Genomic DNA, 23,281 nt, shown 5'->3' with positions numbered 1-23,281 from the left:
GCATGAGCATCTTTGGTGATTTCGCCCCCCGCTACTGGGCCGTGGGGCTCCCCGTCATTCCGCTGAAGAAGTGGAACAGCTTCGGCAAGGGCGCCGGCAAGGCTCCGATCCTGAACGAGTGGCAGAGCTATGCGGCGGTCATGCCGTCGCAGTCGATGCAGATGCTTTGGCTCGACAGCTATCCCGACCACAATATCGGCCTTCCCTTCGGACCGGCCTCCGGCCTCTGCGCGATCGACATCGATACCGAGGACGAGGAGCTCGTCACAGCAATTCTCGACGCGCTGCCCACGTCGCCGTGGAAGCGCGTCGGCAAGAAGGGCATGGGCCTCGTCTACCGCTGGAAGGGCCAGCGGAACTTCAAGCTGCGGGACAGCGACAACAAGTCGATCGTCGAGTTCCTCGGTCAGGGCAACCAGATGGTGCTGCCGCCCTCGATCCACCCCGACACCGGCAAGCCCTACGAGGCGAACTGCGATCTGTGGGACGTGCTCGACCAGATCCCGGCGATCGACGATGACGTCGAGCAGGATCTGCGCGATGCCCTTGGCGACGTGCTGAAGTCCCGCGGCAGTGGCATCACCCTGGCGCAGGGGTCACGCTCGAAGCCGCTCGATGTCGTTCCGCAGGGCGAGCGTGACATCCAGATGGTCCGCCACGCTGGGTATCTCGCCCGGGTCGTGCTCGGCATCGACAAGTCGACGCGCCTATCGCTTTCCGAAGCGATCGAGCACATGGTCGTGTGGGTCACCGACTTCACGACCAGCATCGCGGGCGATGACATGGACCCCGGCAAGGGCGTCGCGAAGCTGCTCGAATTCCTGCTGAAGGATGTCGAGGGCGGCCGCACGCTCCCCGATGGCTGGGACGTGGGACTTTCGGACGAGCAGCGCGAGATCAGCGCGATCAAGGCTCTGATCGAGAAGAACAAGGTCCAGCGCTGGACGCTCACCAAGGCGCGCGAGTGGATCGATGCCCGTGCAGCCGAAGAGCCCGACAACACCGACTGGCTGATCTCGAAGATCGGAGAGCTGTTCTCCGAGGTCGGCAAGGACGACAACTTCGGATCGCTCGAAAGCGACGGCCTCGTGAACTATGTGAAGAGCCGCTTCGGCAAGGAGACGGGGATCGGCAAGCCCGCGCTCGCGCGCATGCTGAAGGAAGCCCGGCAGGACAGCAGCGGCGAAGGCGAGATGGCCGCCGACCATGAGAGCATTGCGCGCGAGGTCATCGAGGAGATGAGCCGCGGCGGCGAGCTCAAATTCTCGCAGGGCTGCTTCTGGCAGTGGGGCGGCTCCTGCTTTGGACAGGTCGACCATGAGGATGTCTATGTCGCGGTCGCGACCGGGGTGAAGGGCAACATCCTTTCCCGGCGCCACAATGACTATGAGGCGATCGTCAAGACAATCTCGCGGCTCTGCCGCTCCGACCTCATCGAGGAGTTCGAGATCGGCATCAACTTCGCGAACGGCTTCCTCGACAGCGGCGGCGTGCTCCACGACCACTCGCCGAAATACGGCAAGACCTTCACCATGCCGTTCAATTACGTTCCCGAGCGCGCGGGCGAGGCGCACAAGTGGCTCGCCTATCTCGAGAGCGCGTGGGGCGACGACGAGGACTATGCCGAGAAGGTCATGGCCCTGCAGGAAGCTTTCGCGGCCACGATGTTCGGCATCGCCCCGCGGTTCCAGCGCGCCTTCCTGCTCTATGGCAAGGCGAAGACCGGCAAGTCGCAGGCCCTCGAGGTTCTGCAGGCGATGATGCCGCCGAAGGCGATCTGCACCCTGTCGCCGGAGCGGTGGGGCCAGCGGTTTCAGCTCTCGGGCATGGTCGGCCGCACGCTCAATGTCTGCGGCGAACTCCCCGAGGAGACGGTGATCGACGGCAAGGCCTTCAAGGAGGTCGTCGAGGGCGCGACCCAGAGCACCGAGTTCAAGGGCCGGGACGGGTTCACCTTCGCGCCGATCGCCGCGCACTGGTTCGCTTCGAACCACCTGCCGCGGAGCCGCGATACCTCGATGGGGTTCGTGCGCCGTTGGCAGATTTTCGACTTCGAAAAGGTGGTGGCCGCCGAAGAGCGCATCCCCGACTACCACGAGGTGCTCGTGGCCGAGGAGCGGGAGGCGATCGCCGCGTGGGCGGTGCAGGGTCTCCCGCGGCTGCTCCGGCAGAACGACTACACCCAGCCGGCGAGCCACCTTGCGCGCCTCGAGCAGATCCAGCGCGCGAACAACAGCGTGGCTGCGTGGCTGCAATCGAACGACAAGGTGCGCCCGACCGGGTCCGACGAGGACTCCTCCGACGCGCGCGAGTGCTTCGACCAGTATGTTTTCTACATGCGGGAGGTGTCGCGGGGCTTCAACGTCACCTTTGAGCGGTTCCTGCAGATGATGGAGGAGCTCGGCTACCCCCAGATCCCGTATGAGGACAAGGCCGGGGTCAAGCGGGCGATGTTCCGCAGGGTCCGAATAAAGGGTCTGGGCGAGTAATAATGGGCCGGTTTCGACAAGAAACCGGCCCTTTTTCTTGTGTAAAAACCCAAAAAACCGAAAATTTCCCGGGGAGAGAGAAGGGATAATCACCCTACATAGAGCGTTTTTGACGTAAAATTATCGTGCTACCCTTTGAAAAACCGTGCTTTTTTCTTTTCTTTGCCGTTGCTCAACTTGTGAGCGTGCACCTGGGCGGACACTGTATCTAGAGGGGGTGGCAAGGCCTTGCGCGAGCTATCGCGCCGGTTGAGCCCTCGCACTCCCGCGTCCTGCCCCTGCTCCGGGGACCGGGAGACGTGCGTTCAAATTCCGGGGCAGCGTTTTGGGTAATTACCCAAGTTTGAAAAGGGTTTGAAACAATGTTGAAATTTGATGCAGTGGCGCTTGGCGCCGATATTCGGAAACTTCGCGAAAACGGCGTTGCCGTTGCGAACAAGAGCGATGACGTGGCGCGCATGGCGCTGGCAGGGCTCAAGGCGGGCGAAGTGACGCAATCCGCCCTCACCGTCACGGCGCTCGCCGCGCACGGCAATCCCAAAACCCCCAAGGGCAAGGCTGTCGATAGCATCAATGGCCTTCGCTATGCCAAGGGCGGCGAAGCGGCGCGTAACTGTTTCCGCGCCATCTTCGAGATTGATGACAATCTCAAGACCTATGGCGAGGCGCTTCCCGCCATCGGCGAGGCCATCGACGCCTATGTCGCCAAGGCCGATGGCGCGGCCAAGGGGCTCTATGTGCTCCGCGATGCTGTCCGAGCCGCGGTGAAGGCAAAGCTTCAGGCCGATGATCCGGCCGCGGCGGAGCAAGAGGCCAAAGCGGAAGGCGAGGCCGAAGCGGATGGCGCCGCGCCCCCTGCCGACCCGACGGCGCACGCGCAAGGCGTTCTGGCCAGCGTGGCGGAGTATATCGCCAGTCTGCCCGTCGACGTTCTGGCCGCCGTCCAGATGGAATTGCTGGCCGTGCGCGAGGCCGTCGATACGGCCGCCGCTTCGATCGAGCCGATTGCCGACGCCGCCTAACCCTCTCCCGCCCCCTGCCCGGTTTTGGGTAATTACCCAAAACCGGGCCTTTTTCCCCGACACGAAAGGCCCTCGCCATGTCCCGTATCCTTGACGATCTCGTGCGCGCGCAGCGCGTCCGGACCAACGCGGAGCAGCTCGCGCGCATGACGGACCCGACGCCGGACGGGATGGAAGCGAGCCCCGGTTATATTCCGGGCTTTCGAGCGGCCCGAAACCGGCGACTTCCACGGCCCGAATTTCGGGAGATCAACCGCGGGATTCCGGAAGCGGTCTATCGCGCGGGCGTTGTCCAGGAGCGCCAGGTCCTGCGCGCGATGCTCGCCGGTGCCGGCGTCGAAAGTCGGACGTGCGCGCCGCATCCCGACCCTTCGCTGCGCCCGCAAAAGCCGTGGTCGCAGGAATATAAGCGCAACGACGAGCTGCGCCTCGACCAGTCGCGCGACTGGCGGAGCGAGCACGAAAATTGGGTAATTACCCAAAAAGCGGAAAGCGCCCGCCTCGCGGCCAAGCATTTCGAGCGCATGGCCAACGCCTTCTACGAGGCGATGAACCCGGCCGATTAAGCCCCTGAATTCCTGAAACAAATCACCCCGCAAAGCCCTGCGCTTCGCGGGGTGATTTGTCGTGCGCGTCGCGCACGCAATCACAAGTCGCACTGCGACTTCCCACGGAAGGAGAGACGAATCATGCCTGTTTGGAACATTCTTCAACTCGACCTTGAGGCGCTTCCCGAAACCCGGCGCTTCGCAAGGTCGGGTTTCACCATCCTGCCGGCTGCGTGCCGCGACGACCTGCTCGGGCTTTTCAACCCGTCGACCGGTCAGCAGCTGCGCGTCCGCCTTTCCAACGGGGAGATCCGTAATGTCTGATTTCGTTCAAAGCCGCCTCGGCGAAGAAGCCGCCCTCTTTCAGGCCAACCTCATGATCCGGGCCTGCAAATCCAACGACTTCGAGGAAGCCGCCAGGATTTACGGCCGCTTCGTCGAGACCTTCGACCGCGTCCGCCACCCCGACCTCAGCCTCAAGCGGGTCGTCAAGCGGCTCGGCCGGGAGAAGGCCCGGATCGTGGGCGTGGAGCAGCGCGTGATCGACGACGCGATCCGCAACTGGCGGAAATACTCTGCAGAAAATCTGACCTGTCCGAATGCGGAGGAACTCAAATGTTGAGGGTTCTCGGCATCGCCGTGGTCGTGCTCGGGGTGGTGGTCGTCGCCGCCCCGATGCCCCTCGCCGACCCCCTCGCGATCGTCCTGCGCGCCGTCGGCGCCCTGTTCGTGGCGCTTGGCGTCTGGATTTACGTTTCGCCCGAACCTGAGCCCCACGACGACGATTTCCTCGACTTCGTCGCCGACCATCTCGACGCCGTGCGCGACGTCCTGGCGGACGCACGGGAGCGGCTGCTTACCCAGCCTGTAGACCAGCTGGGGGAGAAGCTCTGTCGCCACGCCGAGGTCGTGCTCGCGAGCAAGTACCATGTTTAGGTCCGTTCCACGCGAGGGCCTTCTGTGGCTCGTCTTCGTTCACGCTAACGGCGACTTCCTCTACCTCTATCCCCAGTGCCGCATCGGCGAGCGGCATCGCCCGGGCCAGCGGATGATCGACCATGAAGGATAAATTCATCCTCGTCGGGCTGCTCTGCTGGCCCCTCGCGTTCCTGCTCCACCTCGCCAATGACCACGACAAGGACGAGGCGACGCCCACCTACCAGTTCGAGGTCCTCGACCACGGCGACGTCTACGTCCTCGACCACGACCTGTCCAAGGGCGATTGCCGGGCGCGTCTCAAGGCCAAGCCGGAGGGATACTGCCGTGCTGTTCGACATGGACATCCTGTCAGGTAACCAAGCCAGCCCCAAATTCCAGTCGGTGCTGTATCGGCGGCGCCTCGAGCGAGTGAACCCGTTCTGGGTCTACGAGTTCGGGGTGCTTTGTCAGACACCGGGCTTCCGCCCCCGCGACCTCATGGTCCTGATGCCCGGCCTGCGCCGGGATCAGATCGAGCGCGGGCGTCGTGAAGTGGTTGTTTCGGAAGAGGACGTCCGGCGAAATGTCGCGAGCGTGACCGAGGAAGACGCAGTGAAATTTATGCAGCTCGGTGCCATGCCGTCCTACTCGGTCGCGCTCGTGCGGTCGAAAACCAAGGACGAGGCCGCTCTGATGGGACTCGATGCGCGGACGATCAAGCGAGCTCGGGGATCGGGAAGATTATTGTTTGTTAAGGTGGGGGAGGGGCACAAAGGCTAGTGCGGTTTTGAAAAGTGCTAGTCGCTGTGCGACTTGTTGGAGGGAGTGCCTGTTTTTTAGGCAGTGTGCCTAAAAATTAGGCAGCGAGTAGCGATTTTCCGCTCTCTGAGACATACTGTCTAATATATTCCTATTCTCTACATTTGGTCTCTCTCTCTCTCTCTCTCTCTAAAAAATATTATATATAGGGAAATTAACGTTTCCCTAGAAGTCGCACAGCGACTTCAACTTTTCAAACCTGCATTAGACTTCTCGTCTTCGCACCTCATTAACGTTCTTCAACATCCCCGAATGTTTCTTAACAAGTCGCACAGCGACTTCCTCGTCCGCCCACGACAACGGCGACGACCACGCCCTAAACCACCCCCCACATCAACCCGAAGGACCTCGCGATGCGCAAGCTTCTGCAGACCCTGCACGCCGTCACCAATCTCATGCTCGCCCGCACGCTCGGCGACTACCGCCACACCATGGGCGGTCCCGACCAGCCGGACGTCGCCGTCTACGAGTGGCGAAGCCAGCTCTGGTGGGTGCCTCTCGGCCCCGTCTCATGACCAAATACGCCTTCGCCACCCTCGCCAAGCCCGGCGACAGCTTCCCCATCCCCGACGGCGCCTCCCGTGCCTCCGTCTCATCCGCAGCCAGCCAGTACGCCAAGCGCCACGGCATCCGCCTCCGCGTTATCGGCGACCGCGTTTTCAGGACACAGCCTCATGAGTAAACTCGCCCAAGCCATCGACAACACCATCGCGTGGCTCGAAACCAATCCCTATGACCGCTGCACCGGCAACCTCGCCCAGGACGAGCACGGCGACAAGGTAAGCGTCCTCGACCCCGACGCCTGCAGCTGGTGCGCCCTCGGCTACCTCGCCCGCGAGCTCAAGCTCGACGCCTACAACACCGACGAGGTCTACCCGCCGCTCTACGCGGTCAACGCCGACCTCCGCCTCGACGAAATTTGGAACAACAACGACCGCGGCCGCCTGCCTGCTGTCATCCAAAACCTCCGCACCATCAAGGACCACATCCATGAGTGACACCAAGATCATTTGGGGCGACCCGATCCCCACCCCGAACGGCCGCCCCGACTGGCTGGCCAACGACACCCTCGTCATCCCGCACTGGACCACCTGCGGCCCCCTCTCGACGGGCGTTCGCGTGGACTGCGTTTGCGGCTGGGACGACGTCACCCACCTCCGCCTCCCCGCCGACCACGCCTACTACCTCGCGACCAGCCAGGGCTTCACCTACTGGCCGGGCGGCGACAGCGCGCCCGAGGACTACGACGGCGGCGAGATCATCTACCGCATCGGCTCGATCCAGCCCGACGCCGCGGGTTGCAGCTGGGAGCACGCCCCGGCCGCAGAGCGGCTCTGCCCCGAATTCGACATCGTCGGCTACCGCCCCAAAGCCGCCCCCAGCGACGGCTACGGCCGGCCGATCATCGTGAACGGCGTCATCCCCGACTGGCTCCGTGACACCGACGTCGGCCTGTTCGAGAATTACGCCGACCGCTGGATCGGCGAGCACGGCCAGACGCTCCTGTCGTGGAGCTGGAGCAGTGACTGGCCCTGCCCGCTCCGCATCCGCCTCCCCGCCGACCACCCCTACTACACTGTCGAGCGCTACAACCAGGAGCGCGGCACCGACCTCGTCTACTGGCCGGGCGGCGACAGCGCGCCCGCTGATTGGGACGGCCGGGGACGGCTCTACCGCGGCCCGTCGTTCTGCGACGACGACTGGCCCAGGCACAACGTCCTGCGCTGGAACCGCGAAGGTAACACCGGCGACATCATTGGCTACCGCCGCGCCGTCGCCCCCGTCGAGGACACCGTCCAGGTCCCCGAGGAGCACGCGCGTCAGCGCTTTCGCCGTATCAACAACCCGCCGTGGCACGCTGGGACGGCCGAGGATCAGCACATCAATGTGCTCAAGGAGCTCGGCCTCATCAAGCCCGAGCCCACCCGCCTCGAGCGTTTCCATGCCTCGACCGACAACCCGACGATCGAGGCCGCACTGGAGTTTGAACGGTGACCATCCACATCGACCTCAACAACCTGACCCAGGCCCATATCGACGAAGCTGCACCGAACATTCGGGAATGCACCTATTCCTCGCCCTGCATCATCGGCGCGCTGATGACGCCCGAGGAGCAACTCCTTGCCGACAGGCCGTTAGAGGATACCGTCGGATCCATGCACATCGGCGGCCTCGTCAAGGCGGGCCGCGTTGTCCTGGCCGACCCTGGGCAGCTGTGCGAGCTCAAGCAGCTTCAAGAAGCGTTCGACCACGGCGACGTCGACGACCTCATCGAGCTCCTCGACCGCCGCGGTCTCAAGTGGACCGGCATGTCGCAGGAAGAGGCCGAGGATCTCGTCCTGTGCTAAAAGACGACCTCATCGCCATGCGCGACCTCCTCGCAGACCCCCGGTGCTGGACCCAAGGCGCCTATGGCAGGGACGCCAAAGGACACCAGCTCACTGTCCCGCACCCCGAGGTCACCTGCTGGTGCCTCATGGGCGCAGCAATCCAGACGATCGGCCACGACATCACCGATGAGATCGATGACCATCTGAACGACAGCCCTCTCCTCAAGGAGCACCAGACTTACGTCGGCTTCAACGACACCCACACCCACGCCGAAGTGCTCGCCCTGCTCGACGAGCGGATCAATGCTCTCCCGGCTTAAGCGCCGCTCGGGCGAGAACCACTTCGTCGTCCTCAAGCGCATCACCTTCTCGAACGGCCGCAAACGCTGGAAATTCCTGTGCTGGGTCAAAAGGGAACGCCAGCCCGGCGTATTCTGATGGCTCTCCACTTCGTCTGGTTCCGCGGCGACGAGTACAACCGCGCCATTCGGGTCTTCGGCCCTCCCGACTTCATCCACATCGGATGGGACCGCCGCGCCCGGCGCGAGGTCCTTCCCGATGACATCGTCATCTTCGCTCGCGGCGAGCACGACCAACCCTTCGCCGAGCGCAACTATCAGGACATCAAGGAATGAAACAGAAACACTTCGCCGTCATTGGCCACGCCGTCGCCTATCCCGACGCCCGCCCGTATGCCGGCCCTCTTGCTCATAGCAAAGAGGCGGCGATCGACGCCTGGAGACGATTTGCCATCGCCAACGGCGAAATCGAACCCGAAGTCGAGCGGGGCGCCACCGCGCTTACCGACCTTCCGCTGGATACGCTCGTTCGTCTCTATGACGGCGATGAGGTCGTGCTGGTGAGGGAGCTTCACCATGATTGAACTCGGCAAAACCTACTTCAACACCGCCGGCCGTCCCGTCCGCATCATCTGCGTCGACCGCGCCGGGCCACCCAGCCACCCGGTGGTTGGTCTCGTTCTCGTCGCCCCTGCGGGCACCGAAGTCGCCGTCTACTACGACACCAACGGCGCCGCCGTGTCGGGATACCACGACCTCATCGTGCCCCAGCGCTACGTCCGCTTGGACGACGTGCTCGAAGTCATGCGCTCCCACGTCCAGCGCCGAACGGTCGGCGTCGACCAAATGCGCGACGAGCTCGACGTGGCCCTTCACCAGCTCCCGTTCAAGGAGCTGACAAGTGACTGAGAAGAAAAGCAAAGGCCCAACCAAGGCCGAGCTCACCCGCAAGCTCAAGGAGATGGAAGCCCAGCTTGCCAGCTCCTACCACTTCGCCAGTGCGACGCTCGAGAAGGCGGGCAACCTCGCCGCGAGCGCCGTCGTCGTCGAGCTCACCGCGCTCGGCGGGAGGCAGCTGATCAACCCCGTTGCAATCCGCGGCGGCCTCAGCCCCGAAACCATCACCGCCCTGCGCAAGGACATCGCGCGCAGCTGGGACGAGACGACCGAGCTCAAGCCGATCCGATGATCAGCCACGACCAGTTCACCAAAGCCCTCGAGCGTGCCCACGTCCGCGCCACCCCTGAGCAAATCGCCCAAATCCTGACCGACGTCCTGCCCAATCCACAATCCGGCTTCTCCTGCGGCGGCGTCACGGTCTGGGGCGACAAGCGCTCGATCGACGCCATCCGCGCCTGGCACCACGACAGCACCGCCCTTGTGCCGGCGCTTCGCCAAAGGATTTCCGAATGCGCAAAATCGTAGTCAACCGCTGTTACGGCGGCTTTGGCCTCAGCCATGAGGGCATGCTCGCCTACGCCCGGCACAAGGGTCTTACCGTATACCCCAAGCCCATGCTCGGCTATCCGAGCATGCTGGTCTATTGGATCGTGCCCGAGCCGATCGAGACGCCTGCCAACTGGTCGGTCCTCCCGCTCGGGGAGCGCCAGCGCATCAATGCAGAGGTTCAGGCCGCGCGGATTTCCAAGAACGATATCCAGCGCGACGACCCCGCTCTTGTCGCCGCTGTCGAAGAACTCGGCGCCGCGGCAAATGGTGCGTTCGCGAAACTCGAAATCGTCGAGATTCCTGACGACGTCGATTGGGAGATCGACGAATACGACGGCCGCGAATGGGTCGCTGAAAAGCACCGAACGTGGTGATGCCTCCCCGCCCTCACCCCGTGGTCGGTGAGTACGACCCTAAACTCCAGCGCGTTCGCACCCACACGGACGACTTCTATGACCACCGCAAGGGCGTGCTCGACCGCATTCGCCATGCTCTTGCGGCGGAAAAGCGACCCTAGTCGCATAGCGACTTCTTCCACGACACCTACCGCCCGAACCCAAACTCTGGGAGCAACGAGTCATGACCTTACAGCCCATCAATCGCGAGCGCCTCGACAAGCTCGCCACCTACCTCGAAAGCCTGCCCGAAGACTATCAGCACTTCGAGATGTCGGGCTACCTGTTCGCCCTCGACGAAGAAGCCAACGAGGCCGAAGCCCACTACGCTCAGCACAACGGCGGCGTGCCCTCGTGCGGAACGGCTGCCTGCGCTGTCGGCCACGGCCCCGCCGCGGGCATTCTGATGCCGGAATGTCTGATCACCGAGTCCCCCCACGTCTCCGGCAAATTCTATGTCGACTGGGATGACTATTCCCTGCTCTTCACCGGAGAAGACTGCTCGAACACTCCGCTCTGGGAGTGGCTGTTCGGCGGCTCATGGTCCTACATCGACAACCACCATCGGGGCGCCGCAGCGCGCATCCGCTACGTCCTTGCCGGGCGCGAGATCCCGTTCGGCCCCTACGACCTCCCCGCCGAAAGGCACCTCGAACTCTACAAGGAATTCCGCAAATGACGATCTCGGTCGGCGATCTCATCGTCCTCCTTCGCAACTGCGACCCCGACGCCCTGATCGAGTTCGACTTCCCGGCGCGTCCTACGACCGTCGCCTCGTGGCGCGGTGTCTATGCCGAGCCAGCACTGGGGCACTCCGCCATGCCCGACGTGCAGCCCACGGTTCGCGACCTGTATGACGAGCTCAAGAACGCGATCGACGGCCGCACCTTCTGCGGTTGGAAGGGCGGCGACTATTCCTACACCGCCACCGACACCCTCCACGTCGCCAACCCCGGCGACGTCGGCCATCTCGTGGTCTCCGGCATCGCCGACTGCGACCACTACGTCGTCATCAAAACCCAATTCCAGAAAGCTTGGTAATATGAGCAGTCTCGTCCGCCGCATCCAGCGGCAAGTCCTTCCCTCCAAAGCCGTCCACCCCAAGATCGATATGAAAACCGGGAAGCTTCTCGGCTATATCACGATGCCGCCCCGCAAGGTCCATTACATGGGCCGCGGCAAGTGGCTCGGCCTCAACAACCCGAAGGCCAAGGATCTGCTGGCACGGCAGCGTCGGGAGGCTCGCCGCGCATGAACCAGCTCAGCCAGATTCTCTACTGGGCCGACGTGCTCCCTACCTTCGCCAGCTGGATGCTGTTCATCATGTTCTGGGTGATGATCGCTCTCGCTCTCGCGTTCGTTTTCAATCGGATCGCCTTGGCGACACTCGAGACGGACGACGAGGCGCCGGCGATCTACCGCGGCACGGCCTTCTCGCGGTGGCTGCTCCCGATCATCGTGGTGATCTGGTTCTCGATGTGGCTCGTTCCGAGCAAGGAGACCTTCTACGCGATCGCGGCAAGCGAGATGGGCGAGCAAGCCCTCAAGTCCCCGATCATGACCAAGGCCGGCAAGGCCCTCGAGCAGTGGCTCGACAAGCAGCTCGACGATGGCGACGACGATGCCACGCCTTCGTCTTGACCGCTGGTCCAAGAAGGAGAGCCAGATCCTCACCGAGGACGGCTCCCGCCTGATCTGCCTCGCGACAGAGAACGACGACGCCCAGCGCATCGTCGATCTCTGGAACGCGGCGGAGAGTGGCCTTCGGCTCTATCTCGTCGCGCAGGACGACGGCGCCGACAATTGGGATCTCTTTGTCTGGGCGCACAGCCCGGAGGAGGCCCGGGACCTCTGGTTCAACGCCTGGGAATACGAAGAAATGCCCGACGACGTGCGCGTCTTCGAGGTGCCCACCACGGCGCCGAGCAAACCGCTCGTGCTGCAATGGTTTCAGGAAGTGAGAAAGGCGGCATGATCTCCGCCCACCAGCATAAAGGCCAACAAGCCCGCCGCGTCCTGCACCAGCAAAAGGTCCGCGTCATCCGCCGGGCCAAGGACGACGGCTACACCCTCGACCAGCTCCAGCGCCTCGGCCGGTTCAAGCACCGGCAGAGCCTGATCAAGTTCATGGAAAGGAACGGGATCAATTCCCCCATCGAAGTCCCGAACACCGCGCATTCCACGTAATCCACGGGCCATGGCCCACCATCCGATCACCGAACTCCTTCTCGCCGATCGCTACGACGACGCGAAGGACCTTTTCATCTCGACCTGCCGAACCCGGCAGCAAGCGTTCGCGCTTGCCTTCACAATTCTCGAGGAGCTCAACAATGCTCACCGATCTGCAACGGTACAACCTATCGACCTTGGCTGACTATCTGATCGAGCTGCCGGTCGATTACGGCCACTTCAAAATGAGGGTTTATAACTGCGACGACAGGGGTCTCGACGGTATTTGCATCCGCAATTCTGACCATTGCGGCAGCTCCGCGTGCGCCGTCGGCCATGTCCCCTACACCGGCATCGTCGGATGGGAGACGCAGTCCAGTTGGAACGCGGTGGCGGACAACCTTCTTGGAGCCCCAATCTATTCTCCTGAGTATCGATTTCTGTTCAGTCAGGACAACGTCGACTGCCCCTGGGCAGCCGCTCTCCGCATCCGACACTATCTCAACACCGGCTCCGTCGATGACTTCCACTATCCCCACGGCCTGACCCTCGAGCAATATCAGAACCTGCGCCGGCTCGCCGCCTATCTCGTCGCCCTGCCCGACGACTATGACGAGTTCGACATGTCGTGGTGGGCCGACGACCTCTGCTGCCGCCCCAAGGATGCCGTGTGCGGCACCGTCGGTTGCGCTGGTGGCCACGGCCCGCGCGCCGGCATCGACCCCATCCCGGGCGAAGACTGGGAGGACTACATCGCTCGGGCTTTCGGAGGCGACTTCAAGCTGCAGACATACATCTTCGGCTCCGCTTGGAGCTACGTCGACAACACCCCCCAAGGCGCTGGCAAGCGCATCCTCTACGCCCTCCACAATGGGATACCCGACAGCGATGACCCGACAATCTACGGCGGCTGAGCTCCGCCGCGCCTTTGCGCGCCATGACCGCTTGAAGACTGCGGTCAACCAATCCGAACGCCACCTGCAAGAACTGCGCAACAGATATGCCGACGAGCAGGGCCTGCTTGTCCGGCCGCGACTGGAGACCCTGCGAAATGCCATATAGGATCCGCTTCACCGTCAAGCGCAGCTCGCCCTCTCGCGAGACCGCAAAGCACACCTATGGCGTCGTCCGCCCCATGATCACGCGCCCCGGCGACGCCCTGCACGTCGGTCATAGCTCGCCTGTCCAGCCCTACGCCGAGGACGAGGCAACCGAGTTCGAGACCTATCGCGACGCTGTCGCTGCGCTCTCGTCTTGGTTCATGATCGAGGACCGTACCGTCGGCGGATTGTGGGTCAAGAACCCGCGGATCGAGAGGGTGTCGTGAACCGGGATAATCTGAGCAAGTTGGCGGATTATCTCCTCCGGCTTCCCACCGACTACCACGATTTCGATATGGGCACCTTTTGCAAGCTCCCCGGCACCGAACGGGAATTCGGACCGGGAGACGCACACCCTTGTGGATCGGTCGGCTGCGCCCTCGGTCACGGGCCGCGCGCGGGCATCCACCCGGGAATAGGCGACGACGCTTGGCCCGACTATTGCGAAAACCAATTCGGCATGCGCTGGTTCTCCGATGCGGCCGAATGGTGCTTCAGCGGAGCGTGGTCCATGATCGACGACACCCCGCACGGCGCCGGTCTACGCATCCGGTGGATGCTCGAGGGCAAGCCTATTCCCAGCACACATGAATTCGAGACGACGATCTACGCGGGTCGGCTCCCCGAGGAATTCAACTATCTCGCATAGCGACTACCCCTGAACACCCTACCAATCCCTCGGATTTAAGGGACATTCAAATCATGGATACCATCAATCTCGCGATCGAAGCGATCGATCGCGCCGTACCCCTGTGCATCTCCTACGAGGGGAAGCCGAAGACGATCGAAGTCCACGCCGTGGGCCTCTCGATCAAGGATAACGCCCCCGTGATCCGGGGCTTCCAGATCGACGGCGAAGCAAGCCGTCCCCTTCCGTGCTGGGCACTCCTGCGCGTCGACAAGATCGAGAACGCAGGCTTCGGCCTCGCCGCCGCGGTTGCCCCCTCGCAGGCCCCTCGCCCCGGCTACGCCCAGGGCGACAAGCAGATGTCCAAGATCATCAAGGAGATCGAGCTGTGATCGACGCCACCGTCACGCACACGCTCACGGCCTCGATGCTGGCTGACCTGATGGTCACGGCGATCGAAGGCGGCTGCGGCTATTGGGCGAGCGACCTCGAGCTCGTCAGCGGCACCGACGAGTACGAGCCCCCCTATTACGCCGACGCGCGCTTCTACCTGTCGCCGTTCAAGCTCGCGCTGACCGACTGCATGCGCGACGTCCACACCATCGAGTCCGACACCCTCGAGAAGGGCTGGCGCCTGCTCAATGAGCTCTACCCGCGCCGGGCGCTCGCGGTCGTCGAGGAAACCTACGACGCGGAAGACGCCGACGTCTTCCTGCAGCTCGCCGTCTTCGGCGAGATCGTCTTCGGATAAGGAATTCCAACATGTTGCTTCAGCATGAAGCGCGCAACGTCATGCCCGCGGGTGTGATGGAGACGGCGCGCGCCACCGTCAAAGCCACGGCGAAGGTCTTCGACATGTTCGCCACCCAGATCTACGCGGACAAATACACCGCGATCGTCCGCGAGCTCGTCGCCAATGCGATCGACGCCCACACCGCCGCCGGCAAGAACGAGACGCCGGTCAAGGTCTGGCTGCCTGACGAGTTCGACCCCTATTTCCGTGTCACGGACACCGGCATCGGCATGAGCCACGAGTTCATGATGACGAAGTTCATGGCCTACACCGACGGCTCGACGAAGGACCAGTCGAACGACCAGATCGGCGGCTGGGGCATCGGCTCGAAGAGCCCCTTCTCCTACACCGACCAGTTCGTGCTCGTTTCCGTCCACGACGGCGTGCGCTCGGTCTATTCGGTGTTCAAGGACGAGGACAGCATCCCGGCGATCGCGCTCCTATCGCAGGAGGAAACGACCGACGCCAATGGCGTTGAGGTCAGCTTTCCGGTCGAGACGCACCACTTCAACCTCTTCCGCGAGGCGACCGAGAAGGTCGTGCCCTTCTTCACACCGCTGCCGAATGTCGTGAACCATCCCGTCGAGGCGGTGAAATACGACCAGCTCGGCGCCGGCTGGGGTATCATCAACAAGACGCGCGACTTCCATGTCGTCATGGGCGGCGTGCGCTATCCGATCGAGATGGCGAAGCTCCCCTACGAGCTCCGGACGAACGAGCGGCTCAATCCCTTCTTCCAGTGCGGCCTCGATCTCTACGTCCCGATCGGCTCGGTCAGCATCACGCCGAGCCGCGAAACGCTGCTCTACAGCGATCTCACCAACCAGACGATCACCGACAAGCTGGAAGAGATCATCGACGAGGTCGTCGCCTCGATCCCGACGATGTTCGAGAACGAGCCCTCGCTCTGGGCCGCGACGGTCGCCATGCACGAGGAGATCGGCGGCGAATATCACATCGGCCGCGGGAAGCTCGTGACCCAACACGCTCGCTGGCGTGGTCAGGAGATCAAGCAGTATTTGAAACCCACAGCAACGCTCGGGGTCGAAGCGTGGAAGTTCGAGCTGTCGCGTCGCGCCCACAAGGTCCCGCCCGCTCACTGGGAATACGGCCTCGGCGTCACGCCGCACCGGATCGATTACGTCATCTATGACGATCTCGAGCCGAGCTCGAAGAATGCCAACATCGCTCGCATCCGCCTCTGGGGCGAGAACAACCTGCGCCGCGGCCAGGAAGTTCTCGTTCTCCGCGGGAAAGACGCGCTCGAAGCCTACGGCAATCCGCAGGACGTTATCCTGACCTCGGACCTGCCGAAGCCCGAGCGCACCAAATACGCCAAGGCACAGCGCGCGAACGTCCGCGCCTTCGGCTGGAGCCCGTCGTCGCGCTGGGACGCCAAGTTCCGACACCATCTCGAGGAAATCCCGTGCCCCGAGGAAGGGGTCCTCGTGGTCCTCGACAACTTCAGCCCGCGCGAGCCCGGTCTGGAGACCCGCATTCGCTCCGAGCTCGTGTCCTCCGACCGCCTCGTGTTCGTTAACAAGGTCGACGCGAAGCACCTCAAGCACTTCACACCTTTCGACAAGGCCTACAAGGCCGCCTTCGACGCGGCGCTCTCGCGCTACCCCACCCTCCCGCAGGCCAAGGCCCTGCTCCAGGACGAGCACCTTCGCCCGCTCTTCCAATACATCGATCGCCTGCCGGGCGAGCCACGCCCGAATACGCCGCTGGGCAAGATCTTTGCCCTGCACCAGCAGTTCATCAAACCCGCCGTCGGCGCTCCTGCCGTTCTGCAGGACGCCGTCAAACCCAAGCTGCCGCCGCGGATCAACGGCGAGCGCCTGGCCGAAGCCTTCAAGACCAAGCAGTGGAAGGCGAAAGCCCTCCTCGACACCAACTACCTCAGCGATCCGCTGAAGCAGCTCCTCAAGGAGTTCATCTGATGATCCCGTATATCATGACCGACCAGAGCATCACGCTGATGCTCGGGTCGAAACCCGTCGTCATCCCCTCGTCGCACGTCCAGTTCGAAACGATCCGCGACTCCCTTCGCAACGGCGTCGAGGACGTCGAATTCTATCGCGGTCTCGTCGATATCAAGGAAGCGGTGGTCCGCTACATGAAGGGCTACGTCCGCGTCGAGGACGGCGTCCTGACCTACAAGGACCGCCCGATCGACACCTATCTGACGCGCAAGATCCTTGCCTTCCTGAAGAGCGGCGAGGAAGGGCTCGTCGAGCCGCTCGTCGCCTTCCTCGAGCGGCTGCAGCTGAACCCGTCGTATCGCGCCCAGCAGCAGCTCTACCAGTGGGTCGAGAAGGCCAATCTGCCGATCACTCCGGACGGTTTCATTCTCGCCTTCAAGAGGGTGCGGAAGGATTACTGGGACCACAACACCGGCAAAACCTTCTTCCACAAGGTCGGCGCCGTGCTCGAGATGCCGCGGAGCGAATGCGACGAGGACCCGGACCGGACCTGCTCGGCCGGTATCCATTTCTGCTCGATCGAGTATCTGAAGCGCGGACCGGTCGGCGAGAGCGACGACCCGGTGATGATCGTCAAGATCGATCCGGCCGACGTCACCGCGATCCCGCGCGACTACAACGACACCAAGGGCCGGTGCTGCCGCATGGAAGTCGTCGACGAGACGTCGCCGATCGAGATCGGCAGCTATTTCACCACGAACACGGTGTTCGAGCCGCCGGTGCCGGCGCGCTTCCGCTACTGGCCCGGTCAGGTCTACGAGACGATGGCCGGCGACGAGGTGCAGTTGCTCCCCGGCACGACCGAGGACAAGGCGATCTACGAGCTCGACGGCAATCTGCTGACCGCAGATCCGCAGGGCGTCTGCGACGACTGGGACCCGGACAACAATCTCGACTGCCTGCTCGACGACATCGACCCCTACAAGATCGACGACGTCCACCCCCACGACACCACCACGCCGCTCGGCTGGATCCTCGTCGGCCCATTGAAGCGGGGTTTCTTCTTGAAGAACGGTGAGCATGTCCACGGCATGCTCGATCCCCTTGTCTAGGAAGCGGATCCTTCACGTCGCTCAGTGTGCCATCGCTTCCAACCGGAAGCATGGCACCAACGAGCCCCCGATAATCCTCCGGGATTATCGGGGCTCCGAGCGCGCCCACGAAGTCGATCTCGTCGTCGATGGCGAGGTCATTGGCCGGTTCGTTTACCGGCCCCACGAGCCGCTCGCGTGCGGCGCCAGGCTCTGGATGACCACCACCTCAGATCGTCTCGAACTTGTGCCCCGGGTGGTGGAGTGAGGTTGCGGCGCTAGGTTTTGAACATGTTCTTGCACCGCGAGCATACGCTCGGGATGCCGACGATAGAGCAAATGGCTCAAGCCAAGCGCCGCCGCCAATTGCGAATTGCCCTCTGTAGCAAGTGCAAGCGCGAACTTCCCTGGGAAGATTTCTGCCCAAGTCCCAGTCGTCGACCGTTTGGTTTGGCGAGTCAATGTCGCGAATGCGACAGACAACGAAAGGCCAAGCAAAAGCGCGACGGATACTGGAAGAATCCGGAAGAGGCGCGCAGGAAAGGTCGAGCGCGACGTCTCAAAGCATTCGGTTGCACCCCTGAGGATTACGACCGGATGCTCGTTGAGCAAGGAGGTGTCTGCGCGATCTGCAAGCGGCCTGAACGGTACATTCATCACGCCACACGCAAGCCGGCTTCTTTGGCCGTCGACCATTGCCACGCATCGGGGCGTTTGCGGGACCTACTTTGTGCCAACTGCAACAAAGGGCTGGGTTGCTTTGAAGACCGCCCTGATCTGCTCACGCAGGCGATAGAATATTTGAGGAAGCATTCTGATGAGTAAATTCAACCGCGCCCAGCGGATCGTCGCCGACGTCTATGCCGACGGCGAATTCCAACACGTTCAGCCCGATGAAATCCACGACATCGGCGACACCCTGTTCACCTTTCTGATGATCGAGCTCTCGGACGACGCTGAAGAAGCGGCGCGCCGCGTGCGCGTTGCGATCAACGAGCTCGTCGCTGTTGAGGAGGCTCTCCTGTGACCGGCGTCTATCTGCACCTCTTCCACGGCCGCAACGCGCCTGACGAACAGCTCGACGACTGGGGTTTCGATGGGCCGACAATCGGCCCGCTCGAATACGTCCACGTCACCTACATGTGCGACATCAAGATCGCAGCGCATCTTGATGTCATCGAGGAGTTCTTCCCCGAGAAGTTTGCCGAGATGAAATCGTGGGCAGGCGGCCGTGAGCTGAGCGATGTCCACCCCACCGACCACCACCTGCCCGTCGTCGACGGTCTCGTCGAGCACGACGGCAAATTCTACGGGGACTTTTCGGTCTTCGTGAAGGAGGAAGCATGAAGCTTTTCCGCATCGAATGCCAAGTCGCCGCCACTGCCTATGTGAAGGCGAACACCCCTGAAGAAGCCCGGGCCGTGGTTGTCGCCGAGGGCGAGATCGACACCGACTACGACGTGAGCGGTCTCCCCTTCGACCACGAGGATCTGCCGGACTTTTCGGTGTCACCTGCCATGACGATCGTCTCCGTCGACGACGACGTCGAGGAGGTCGAAGATGTCGACTGACAGCGCGACCTGGGTCTGCTTCACGAACGGCGAGATGGCTCTTCTCAAGGACTATCTCGAAGCCGGACGTCCCCTCACCGAGGACGAGACGTCGCTGCTGCTCAACCGCATCGACACCTATCTCGCCCCCGACGCCAAAAACCCCAGCTATCGCGCCGCCGCGCAGGATCTCCCGTTCGTCCGCGACGGCGAGTGCGAGATCGACGACCACGCCGTGGTCTCGGCCAGCGACGAGGGCGCCTACGTCATGGCGTGGGTGTGGGTGTATGCCGATGATCACGAAGCGTGACCGCTGGAAGCACAACCGCCTACGCAAATATCACCGCAAGAAGTTCAAACGGAGCGACCCGCAAGCTCTGAAATACTGGCGCTATTGGCACCTGTGTTTCGGTCAGCACGCCCTGCTCTGGACAGGAGTTGAAGAATGATCCCCGCCTCAATCGCTATCGCGCTACGCCATGTCCGCGAGCATCACCCCGATGTAGTCGGTGTGACCTTCGCCCAGGAAGACCCCCAGCACGGAGGCTTTTGGCAGTATCAGACCTTGGACGGGCGCGTTCCTGCGTTCGGTCCCGAAATCGATGTTTCGCTGCTGGAGGATGCGCTCGACGCGGCGTGGGAAGACCGCACCTTCCCTGCGACCTACACGGTGAACGAGCTGTGATCTTCTACAAAGCCAAAGCCGAGGACGGCCGCGTCGTCCTCGCCGGGACGCAGGCCGACGCGCGCGCGATCAACAAGCAGTTTGAGCAGGTCGACATTCCGATCGACAAGGCCGGCCTGATGGCGTTCGCTCAGCGGTGGGCAGACGAAGAGTTCCACCTGAACACTGTCATCGACATGCAATCGGCGGAGATTGTCCGACTGACTGCGGGGGAGCCGGATGGTTCCGGTGCGGCCGAGGAGGGTTCAACGCCCTCCCTCCCCCAACTCCAACTCACCAACGACACCCTCGACCGCATCTCGGTCGAGGAAGAAATTCACAACTGCGACCTGCCGCGGCTGGCCGTCCTGGCACAGTGCGTGGCGTGGCGATTTCAGGAGCTTGGCAAGTGAGCATCTACAATGTCGTGATCGAGGTCCGAATCACCGACGAAGGCCTTCTCTTCGATCGCGCGACGGCATCCTTCCTCGCGGAGGACCCCAACCATACTGAAGACGAGGCCCGCGCCATGTTCGAGGACGATCTCGGCGCCTGTCTCATTCAACTGATCGACCCCGGCAATCTTCCCGGCGCCTCGATCGTCGAAACCTATGCGGAGAGCTTTTGATGGGCGACCGTACCACTGCCTATTTCCAGCTCGGCGGAAAGCTGACGCAGGAAGCCTACGACGAGCTGCTCGAACTGATCGAGCAGGAGAGCTATATCCAGGGCGAGGACGACGTTCGCAAGACCCTCGTCGAGGACGAGCGCTTCGACATCTGGATCGACGAGGCCAACTATGCCCGTGTCGATCCGTTCGACGACTTCGCCATTAGGCATGGCCTGGCCTACCACCATTGGTGGGCTGCGGGCGGTGGATATGGCCCGGGCGGGGTCATCTACATCCCCGGCGCTCACCGTGTGGAGTACGAGTCGTCGATGGACTTCGGCCCTTCGATTTCGATCGGCGACCTCAAAACCATGACCTTTGAAGAGATCCAAACACGGATCGCCCAGATCGAGGCGCCGTTGCCGCCTCTCGAACTTCCCGACTAAGGATCAGTCCAATGACATTGCTGGCAGACCTCCGCGCCCGCGCGGGGGTCCGCACCCTACTGTCCGATCTCGGATCGAACCCCAAAGTTGCCAAGAACGACAAACTCAACGTTTCCACCGCCGTCCTCCACCTCGCGCCCGGCAACATGTCGGGCCGCGAGGTCTGCCCCAAGCGATCCGCCGGCTGCACGGCGGCGTGCCTCCACTTCGCCGGCTCGCCGGCCTACATGACGACGAAGACACAGGCGAGGCTCAAGCGCACCCGACTTTTCTTCGACGACCGTAACCTTTTCATGAACATCCTTGCCCTAGAGATCGCGGCCCACGCGATTCGCGCGGAGCGCAAGGGCATGAAGCCCGCGATAAGATTGAACGGGACGAGCGATATCGTCTGGGAAAAGAAAAAGTTCATTCTTTTTCCTGAGGTTAAGGCCTATCTCGCGAGGAAATTTCCTGTCTCAGATAGGGAACAAAACGTGATCGATAGGATATTTCCTACACTCCAGTTCTATGATTACACTGCGATCCCCGGCCGCGAATCGCTGGGAAACTACCACCTGACCTTCTCGCTGAAGGAGGACAACATGAAGGAAGTGATCGCAGAAATGAAACGTGGCCGAAACATAGCGGTGGTCTTCCCCGCCGCTGAAATTCCCAGCGAATACCTGGGTCTCCCCGTGGTCGACGGAGACGAAACCGATTATCGTCCCGCAGATCCAAGTCCCTGCGTCGTCGGGCTGAAGGTCAAAGGCCTAAAGGGCAAGGCCGACACGTCAGGATTTGTGCAGAAGTCGCATAGCGACTTGTTGGCTGCCTAGCCTGCACGATTCAATTTTGTGATAGCCCTTCGGGCGGCTATGCCTCCCCCTTCGAGCAACCCGAAGGGCTGAGTTTTACAATGACACCAATTTCGGAAGATGTGTTTTTCGAAGTTCTCAGCGCCCTGTTCGACCAGTGGCTACAGACGGAAACCCCCGCCCAAATTCGGGAAGATGAGGATAAAGTCCGCCTGCTTCTGGAAGTCAGGGAAGCCATAAAAGAGCCTCCCAAGCACGTCGCGGAATTCTATTCGGGAGTGTTTCTCCGTGACCCATGGAACAGTCAGTGCACTGGAACGGCGCCAGAGCCTTCTGGATGAGCGAGAGGACCAGATCCTTGCTCTTCTGAAGGAAAAGACGTCGTTGAAAGCGATCAGCATGTTGGTGGGCATGCCGCTCGATCACTGCAAGGTCACATGCTACGAGATTATCAAGAAGCATGGACTCGATTACGACTCGGCCGAGGCGGCGAAAGCCGAGCGCGACAAGATGCCTGTCGGCATTACGTCGGACAGCGATATGGTTCGCCACCGCCTCGCCAACCTCATGTACGATGCCCGGCAGCGGGACCATGCTTTGACGATCAGCATGGCCACCGGCCTGTCGGCGAAACAGCAACGCCTCGCATCCGAGCGGCCGTATCGACACAACTGGACGCTCGCCGAGCTCGAGCGCTTCGCGCGCTACCTCGACACGCCCTTCCCGGAATTCTGCCGAAAGGTGTTCGGTTGATCAAAGAATACTTCGAGATCGTTTCCCGGCTCAATCGAGCCGGCCCCAACAACCCGCTGGTCCAGCGCGTCGCGCGGGACGACCTGCGATCGCTCGCCGCGCGGACGTCGTCGGCGGTTCTTCGGAACCGCATTTCGTCAGTTCTCGCACAACCACACCAAGTCGCTGTGTGACTTCTTTCGCCGATGCGGAAATCGTTTCCGCTCGGCATTAGGAAGGTGATCCCTTTTTCGCAGGAGATCATCATGTCCGACCGAGAGTCGATCGCCAACTGGTTTGAACAGCTCGCCGACAAGCACGACGCCCGTGGCGAGCGTGACCTCGAAAATCGCCACTACCACCGCGGCACCGCGATAATCTACCGCGCCCGCGCCAACGACATTCGCTCGGAGATCGACCTTGCGGCGTAGCTGCGTCGGTCCGGAAGAGCGCCAAGCAATTCTCGAAGCACTCGAATGGGCCACCCCCGAGGTGGCCGCCGAGTGC

The 23,281-nt window shown here is 62.4% G+C and carries 50 protein-coding genes; all 50 read left to right on the top strand.

Going from position 1 to position 23,281, the window contains the following annotated elements:
* Positions 1-2 precede the first annotated feature (2 nt).
* On the top strand, positions 3-2,489 hold the full coding sequence (locus tag KNJ79_RS05320; RefSeq protein WP_317153090.1) for a phage/plasmid primase, P4 family: 2,487 nt from the start codon (positions 3-5) through the stop codon (positions 2,487-2,489).
* 362 nt (positions 2,490-2,851) lie between these two features.
* Positions 2,852-3,511, top strand: a complete 660-nt coding sequence (locus tag KNJ79_RS05315; protein WP_317153089.1) for a hypothetical protein — start codon at positions 2,852-2,854, stop codon at positions 3,509-3,511.
* 77 nt (positions 3,512-3,588) lie between these two features.
* A complete protein-coding gene (locus KNJ79_RS05310; protein ID WP_317153088.1) occupies positions 3,589-4,077 on the top strand; it encodes a hypothetical protein in 489 nt (162 codons plus the stop codon).
* 123 nt (positions 4,078-4,200) lie between these two features.
* Positions 4,201-4,383 (top strand): hypothetical protein, encoded by a 183-nt coding sequence (locus KNJ79_RS05305; RefSeq protein ID WP_317153087.1) that lies wholly within the window; start codon positions 4,201-4,203, stop codon positions 4,381-4,383.
* Complete coding sequence (locus KNJ79_RS05300) at positions 4,376-4,681, top strand: HMG-box domain-containing protein (protein WP_317153086.1); 306 nt, start codon at positions 4,376-4,378, stop codon at positions 4,679-4,681. The genes KNJ79_RS05305 and KNJ79_RS05300 overlap by 8 nt, the downstream gene beginning before the upstream one ends.
* Positions 4,675-4,995 (top strand): hypothetical protein, encoded by a 321-nt coding sequence (locus KNJ79_RS05295; RefSeq protein WP_317153085.1) that lies wholly within the window; start codon positions 4,675-4,677, stop codon positions 4,993-4,995. Before KNJ79_RS05300 ends, KNJ79_RS05295 begins: the two co-directional genes overlap by 7 nt.
* On the top strand, positions 4,988-5,128 hold the full coding sequence (locus tag KNJ79_RS05290) for a hypothetical protein (protein ID WP_317153084.1): 141 nt from the start codon (positions 4,988-4,990) through the stop codon (positions 5,126-5,128). Before KNJ79_RS05295 ends, KNJ79_RS05290 begins: the two co-directional genes overlap by 8 nt.
* Entirely contained in the window at positions 5,118-5,354 is a 237-nt protein-coding gene (locus tag KNJ79_RS05285) for a hypothetical protein (RefSeq protein ID WP_317153083.1), read from the top strand. The genes KNJ79_RS05290 and KNJ79_RS05285 overlap by 11 nt, the downstream gene beginning before the upstream one ends.
* Positions 5,323-5,757, top strand: coding sequence for a hypothetical protein (locus KNJ79_RS05280; protein WP_317153082.1), 435 nt, complete (start codon positions 5,323-5,325; stop codon positions 5,755-5,757). The genes KNJ79_RS05285 and KNJ79_RS05280 overlap by 32 nt, the downstream gene beginning before the upstream one ends.
* Positions 5,758-6,149: 392 nt before the next feature.
* Positions 6,150-6,311 carry a hypothetical protein gene (locus tag KNJ79_RS05275; protein WP_317153081.1) on the top strand — a complete coding sequence of 54 codons (162 nt, stop codon included), beginning with the start codon at positions 6,150-6,152 and terminating at the stop codon, positions 6,309-6,311.
* Complete coding sequence (locus KNJ79_RS05270) at positions 6,308-6,478, top strand: hypothetical protein (RefSeq protein ID WP_317153080.1); 171 nt, start codon at positions 6,308-6,310, stop codon at positions 6,476-6,478. The genes KNJ79_RS05275 and KNJ79_RS05270 overlap by 4 nt, the downstream gene beginning before the upstream one ends.
* Entirely contained in the window at positions 6,471-6,794 is a 324-nt protein-coding gene (locus KNJ79_RS05265; protein ID WP_317153079.1) for a hypothetical protein, read from the top strand. Before KNJ79_RS05270 ends, KNJ79_RS05265 begins: the two co-directional genes overlap by 8 nt.
* Positions 6,787-7,791, top strand: a complete 1,005-nt coding sequence (locus KNJ79_RS05260) for a hypothetical protein (protein WP_317153078.1) — start codon at positions 6,787-6,789, stop codon at positions 7,789-7,791. The genes KNJ79_RS05265 and KNJ79_RS05260 overlap by 8 nt, the downstream gene beginning before the upstream one ends.
* Entirely contained in the window at positions 7,788-8,144 is a 357-nt protein-coding gene (locus KNJ79_RS05255; protein ID WP_317153077.1) for a hypothetical protein, read from the top strand. The genes KNJ79_RS05260 and KNJ79_RS05255 overlap by 4 nt, the downstream gene beginning before the upstream one ends.
* Positions 8,138-8,446: a DUF6197 family protein gene (locus KNJ79_RS05250; protein WP_317153076.1), complete on the top strand. Its 309-nt coding sequence runs from the start codon at positions 8,138-8,140 to the stop codon at positions 8,444-8,446. The genes KNJ79_RS05255 and KNJ79_RS05250 overlap by 7 nt, the downstream gene beginning before the upstream one ends.
* On the top strand, positions 8,430-8,564 hold the full coding sequence (locus KNJ79_RS05245) for a hypothetical protein (RefSeq protein WP_317153075.1): 135 nt from the start codon (positions 8,430-8,432) through the stop codon (positions 8,562-8,564). Before KNJ79_RS05250 ends, KNJ79_RS05245 begins: the two co-directional genes overlap by 17 nt.
* Positions 8,564-8,761 (top strand): hypothetical protein, encoded by a 198-nt coding sequence (locus KNJ79_RS05240; protein ID WP_317153074.1) that lies wholly within the window; start codon positions 8,564-8,566, stop codon positions 8,759-8,761. Before KNJ79_RS05245 ends, KNJ79_RS05240 begins: the two co-directional genes overlap by 1 nt.
* Positions 8,758-9,009: a hypothetical protein gene (locus KNJ79_RS05235; RefSeq protein ID WP_317153073.1), complete on the top strand. Its 252-nt coding sequence runs from the start codon at positions 8,758-8,760 to the stop codon at positions 9,007-9,009. Before KNJ79_RS05240 ends, KNJ79_RS05235 begins: the two co-directional genes overlap by 4 nt.
* Positions 9,002-9,334 (top strand): hypothetical protein, encoded by a 333-nt coding sequence (locus KNJ79_RS05230; protein ID WP_317153072.1) that lies wholly within the window; start codon positions 9,002-9,004, stop codon positions 9,332-9,334. Before KNJ79_RS05235 ends, KNJ79_RS05230 begins: the two co-directional genes overlap by 8 nt.
* The gene (locus tag KNJ79_RS05225) at positions 9,327-9,614 is read left to right on the top strand and encodes a hypothetical protein (RefSeq protein WP_317153071.1); all 288 of its coding nucleotides are present in this window, start codon (positions 9,327-9,329) and stop codon (positions 9,612-9,614) included. Before KNJ79_RS05230 ends, KNJ79_RS05225 begins: the two co-directional genes overlap by 8 nt.
* Entirely contained in the window at positions 9,611-9,850 is a 240-nt protein-coding gene (locus tag KNJ79_RS05220) for a hypothetical protein (protein ID WP_317153070.1), read from the top strand. The genes KNJ79_RS05225 and KNJ79_RS05220 overlap by 4 nt, the downstream gene beginning before the upstream one ends.
* Complete coding sequence (locus KNJ79_RS05215; protein WP_317153069.1) at positions 9,835-10,248, top strand: hypothetical protein; 414 nt, start codon at positions 9,835-9,837, stop codon at positions 10,246-10,248. The genes KNJ79_RS05220 and KNJ79_RS05215 overlap by 16 nt, the downstream gene beginning before the upstream one ends.
* Positions 10,249-10,453: 205 nt before the next feature.
* Positions 10,454-10,948, top strand: a complete 495-nt coding sequence (locus KNJ79_RS05210) for a hypothetical protein (protein WP_317153068.1) — start codon at positions 10,454-10,456, stop codon at positions 10,946-10,948.
* Entirely contained in the window at positions 10,945-11,310 is a 366-nt protein-coding gene (locus KNJ79_RS05205) for a hypothetical protein (protein WP_317153067.1), read from the top strand. The genes KNJ79_RS05210 and KNJ79_RS05205 overlap by 4 nt, the downstream gene beginning before the upstream one ends.
* A gap of 1 nt (position 11,311) precedes the next feature.
* Positions 11,312-11,524: a hypothetical protein gene (locus KNJ79_RS05200; RefSeq protein ID WP_317153066.1), complete on the top strand. Its 213-nt coding sequence runs from the start codon at positions 11,312-11,314 to the stop codon at positions 11,522-11,524.
* On the top strand, positions 11,521-11,910 hold the full coding sequence (locus tag KNJ79_RS05195; protein WP_317153065.1) for a hypothetical protein: 390 nt from the start codon (positions 11,521-11,523) through the stop codon (positions 11,908-11,910). The genes KNJ79_RS05200 and KNJ79_RS05195 overlap by 4 nt, the downstream gene beginning before the upstream one ends.
* On the top strand, positions 11,879-12,244 hold the full coding sequence (locus KNJ79_RS05190; protein WP_317153064.1) for a hypothetical protein: 366 nt from the start codon (positions 11,879-11,881) through the stop codon (positions 12,242-12,244). The genes KNJ79_RS05195 and KNJ79_RS05190 overlap by 32 nt, the downstream gene beginning before the upstream one ends.
* Positions 12,241-12,456 carry a hypothetical protein gene (locus KNJ79_RS05185; protein ID WP_317153063.1) on the top strand — a complete coding sequence of 72 codons (216 nt, stop codon included), beginning with the start codon at positions 12,241-12,243 and terminating at the stop codon, positions 12,454-12,456. Before KNJ79_RS05190 ends, KNJ79_RS05185 begins: the two co-directional genes overlap by 4 nt.
* 10 nt (positions 12,457-12,466) lie before the next feature.
* Positions 12,467-12,643, top strand: a complete 177-nt coding sequence (locus KNJ79_RS05180; RefSeq protein ID WP_317153062.1) for a hypothetical protein — start codon at positions 12,467-12,469, stop codon at positions 12,641-12,643.
* Complete coding sequence (locus KNJ79_RS05175; RefSeq protein WP_317153061.1) at positions 12,600-13,352, top strand: hypothetical protein; 753 nt, start codon at positions 12,600-12,602, stop codon at positions 13,350-13,352. Before KNJ79_RS05180 ends, KNJ79_RS05175 begins: the two co-directional genes overlap by 44 nt.
* A gap of 137 nt (positions 13,353-13,489) precedes the next feature.
* Positions 13,490-13,765: a hypothetical protein gene (locus KNJ79_RS05170; RefSeq protein WP_317153060.1), complete on the top strand. Its 276-nt coding sequence runs from the start codon at positions 13,490-13,492 to the stop codon at positions 13,763-13,765.
* On the top strand, positions 13,762-14,187 hold the full coding sequence (locus tag KNJ79_RS05165; RefSeq protein ID WP_317153059.1) for a hypothetical protein: 426 nt from the start codon (positions 13,762-13,764) through the stop codon (positions 14,185-14,187). The genes KNJ79_RS05170 and KNJ79_RS05165 overlap by 4 nt, the downstream gene beginning before the upstream one ends.
* Before the next feature lie 53 nt (positions 14,188-14,240).
* The gene (locus tag KNJ79_RS05160; RefSeq protein ID WP_317153058.1) at positions 14,241-14,558 is read left to right on the top strand and encodes a hypothetical protein; all 318 of its coding nucleotides are present in this window, start codon (positions 14,241-14,243) and stop codon (positions 14,556-14,558) included.
* On the top strand, positions 14,555-14,917 hold the full coding sequence (locus tag KNJ79_RS05155) for a hypothetical protein (protein WP_317153057.1): 363 nt from the start codon (positions 14,555-14,557) through the stop codon (positions 14,915-14,917). The genes KNJ79_RS05160 and KNJ79_RS05155 overlap by 4 nt, the downstream gene beginning before the upstream one ends.
* 56 nt (positions 14,918-14,973) lie before the next feature.
* Positions 14,974-16,902 carry an ATP-binding protein gene (locus tag KNJ79_RS05150; RefSeq protein WP_317153866.1) on the top strand — a complete coding sequence of 643 codons (1,929 nt, stop codon included), beginning with the start codon at positions 14,974-14,976 and terminating at the stop codon, positions 16,900-16,902.
* Positions 16,902-17,996 (top strand): hypothetical protein, encoded by a 1,095-nt coding sequence (locus KNJ79_RS05145; protein ID WP_317153056.1) that lies wholly within the window; start codon positions 16,902-16,904, stop codon positions 17,994-17,996. The genes KNJ79_RS05150 and KNJ79_RS05145 overlap by 1 nt, the downstream gene beginning before the upstream one ends.
* A gap of 300 nt (positions 17,997-18,296) precedes the next feature.
* The gene (locus tag KNJ79_RS05140) at positions 18,297-18,800 is read left to right on the top strand and encodes an endonuclease VII domain-containing protein (RefSeq protein ID WP_317153055.1); all 504 of its coding nucleotides are present in this window, start codon (positions 18,297-18,299) and stop codon (positions 18,798-18,800) included.
* Entirely contained in the window at positions 18,793-19,002 is a 210-nt protein-coding gene (locus tag KNJ79_RS05135; RefSeq protein ID WP_317153054.1) for a hypothetical protein, read from the top strand. The genes KNJ79_RS05140 and KNJ79_RS05135 overlap by 8 nt, the downstream gene beginning before the upstream one ends.
* On the top strand, positions 18,999-19,322 hold the full coding sequence (locus KNJ79_RS05130; RefSeq protein ID WP_317153053.1) for a hypothetical protein: 324 nt from the start codon (positions 18,999-19,001) through the stop codon (positions 19,320-19,322). Before KNJ79_RS05135 ends, KNJ79_RS05130 begins: the two co-directional genes overlap by 4 nt.
* Positions 19,319-19,546 (top strand): hypothetical protein, encoded by a 228-nt coding sequence (locus KNJ79_RS05125; RefSeq protein ID WP_317153052.1) that lies wholly within the window; start codon positions 19,319-19,321, stop codon positions 19,544-19,546. Before KNJ79_RS05130 ends, KNJ79_RS05125 begins: the two co-directional genes overlap by 4 nt.
* The gene (locus KNJ79_RS05120; RefSeq protein ID WP_317153051.1) at positions 19,536-19,835 is read left to right on the top strand and encodes a hypothetical protein; all 300 of its coding nucleotides are present in this window, start codon (positions 19,536-19,538) and stop codon (positions 19,833-19,835) included. Before KNJ79_RS05125 ends, KNJ79_RS05120 begins: the two co-directional genes overlap by 11 nt.
* Positions 19,819-19,974 carry a hypothetical protein gene (locus KNJ79_RS05115; RefSeq protein WP_317153050.1) on the top strand — a complete coding sequence of 52 codons (156 nt, stop codon included), beginning with the start codon at positions 19,819-19,821 and terminating at the stop codon, positions 19,972-19,974. The genes KNJ79_RS05120 and KNJ79_RS05115 overlap by 17 nt, the downstream gene beginning before the upstream one ends.
* Positions 19,971-20,210, top strand: a complete 240-nt coding sequence (locus KNJ79_RS05110) for a hypothetical protein (protein WP_317153049.1) — start codon at positions 19,971-19,973, stop codon at positions 20,208-20,210. The genes KNJ79_RS05115 and KNJ79_RS05110 overlap by 4 nt, the downstream gene beginning before the upstream one ends.
* Positions 20,207-20,602, top strand: coding sequence for a hypothetical protein (locus KNJ79_RS05105; protein ID WP_317153048.1), 396 nt, complete (start codon positions 20,207-20,209; stop codon positions 20,600-20,602). Before KNJ79_RS05110 ends, KNJ79_RS05105 begins: the two co-directional genes overlap by 4 nt.
* Positions 20,599-20,817 (top strand): hypothetical protein, encoded by a 219-nt coding sequence (locus tag KNJ79_RS05100; RefSeq protein ID WP_317153047.1) that lies wholly within the window; start codon positions 20,599-20,601, stop codon positions 20,815-20,817. The genes KNJ79_RS05105 and KNJ79_RS05100 overlap by 4 nt, the downstream gene beginning before the upstream one ends.
* A complete protein-coding gene (locus KNJ79_RS05095) occupies positions 20,817-21,245 on the top strand; it encodes a hypothetical protein (protein WP_317153046.1) in 429 nt (142 codons plus the stop codon). The genes KNJ79_RS05100 and KNJ79_RS05095 overlap by 1 nt, the downstream gene beginning before the upstream one ends.
* A gap of 11 nt (positions 21,246-21,256) precedes the next feature.
* Positions 21,257-22,063, top strand: a complete 807-nt coding sequence (locus tag KNJ79_RS05090; protein WP_317153045.1) for a GP88 family protein — start codon at positions 21,257-21,259, stop codon at positions 22,061-22,063.
* Positions 22,064-22,330: 267 nt separating this feature from the next.
* Positions 22,331-22,795 (top strand): hypothetical protein, encoded by a 465-nt coding sequence (locus KNJ79_RS05085; protein ID WP_317153044.1) that lies wholly within the window; start codon positions 22,331-22,333, stop codon positions 22,793-22,795.
* Positions 22,792-22,968, top strand: coding sequence for a hypothetical protein (locus KNJ79_RS05080; RefSeq protein ID WP_317153043.1), 177 nt, complete (start codon positions 22,792-22,794; stop codon positions 22,966-22,968). Before KNJ79_RS05085 ends, KNJ79_RS05080 begins: the two co-directional genes overlap by 4 nt.
* A 72-nt stretch (positions 22,969-23,040) precedes the next feature.
* Positions 23,041-23,205 carry a hypothetical protein gene (locus tag KNJ79_RS05075; RefSeq protein ID WP_317153042.1) on the top strand — a complete coding sequence of 55 codons (165 nt, stop codon included), beginning with the start codon at positions 23,041-23,043 and terminating at the stop codon, positions 23,203-23,205.
* Positions 23,206-23,281: the final 76 nt, after the last annotated feature.

The sequence above is a fragment of the Sphingopyxis indica genome (assembly GCF_032879645.1).
Taxonomy (GTDB): domain Bacteria; phylum Pseudomonadota; class Alphaproteobacteria; order Sphingomonadales; family Sphingomonadaceae; genus Sphingopyxis; species Sphingopyxis indica.
This window is presented reverse-complemented; position numbering and strand designations above follow the sequence as displayed.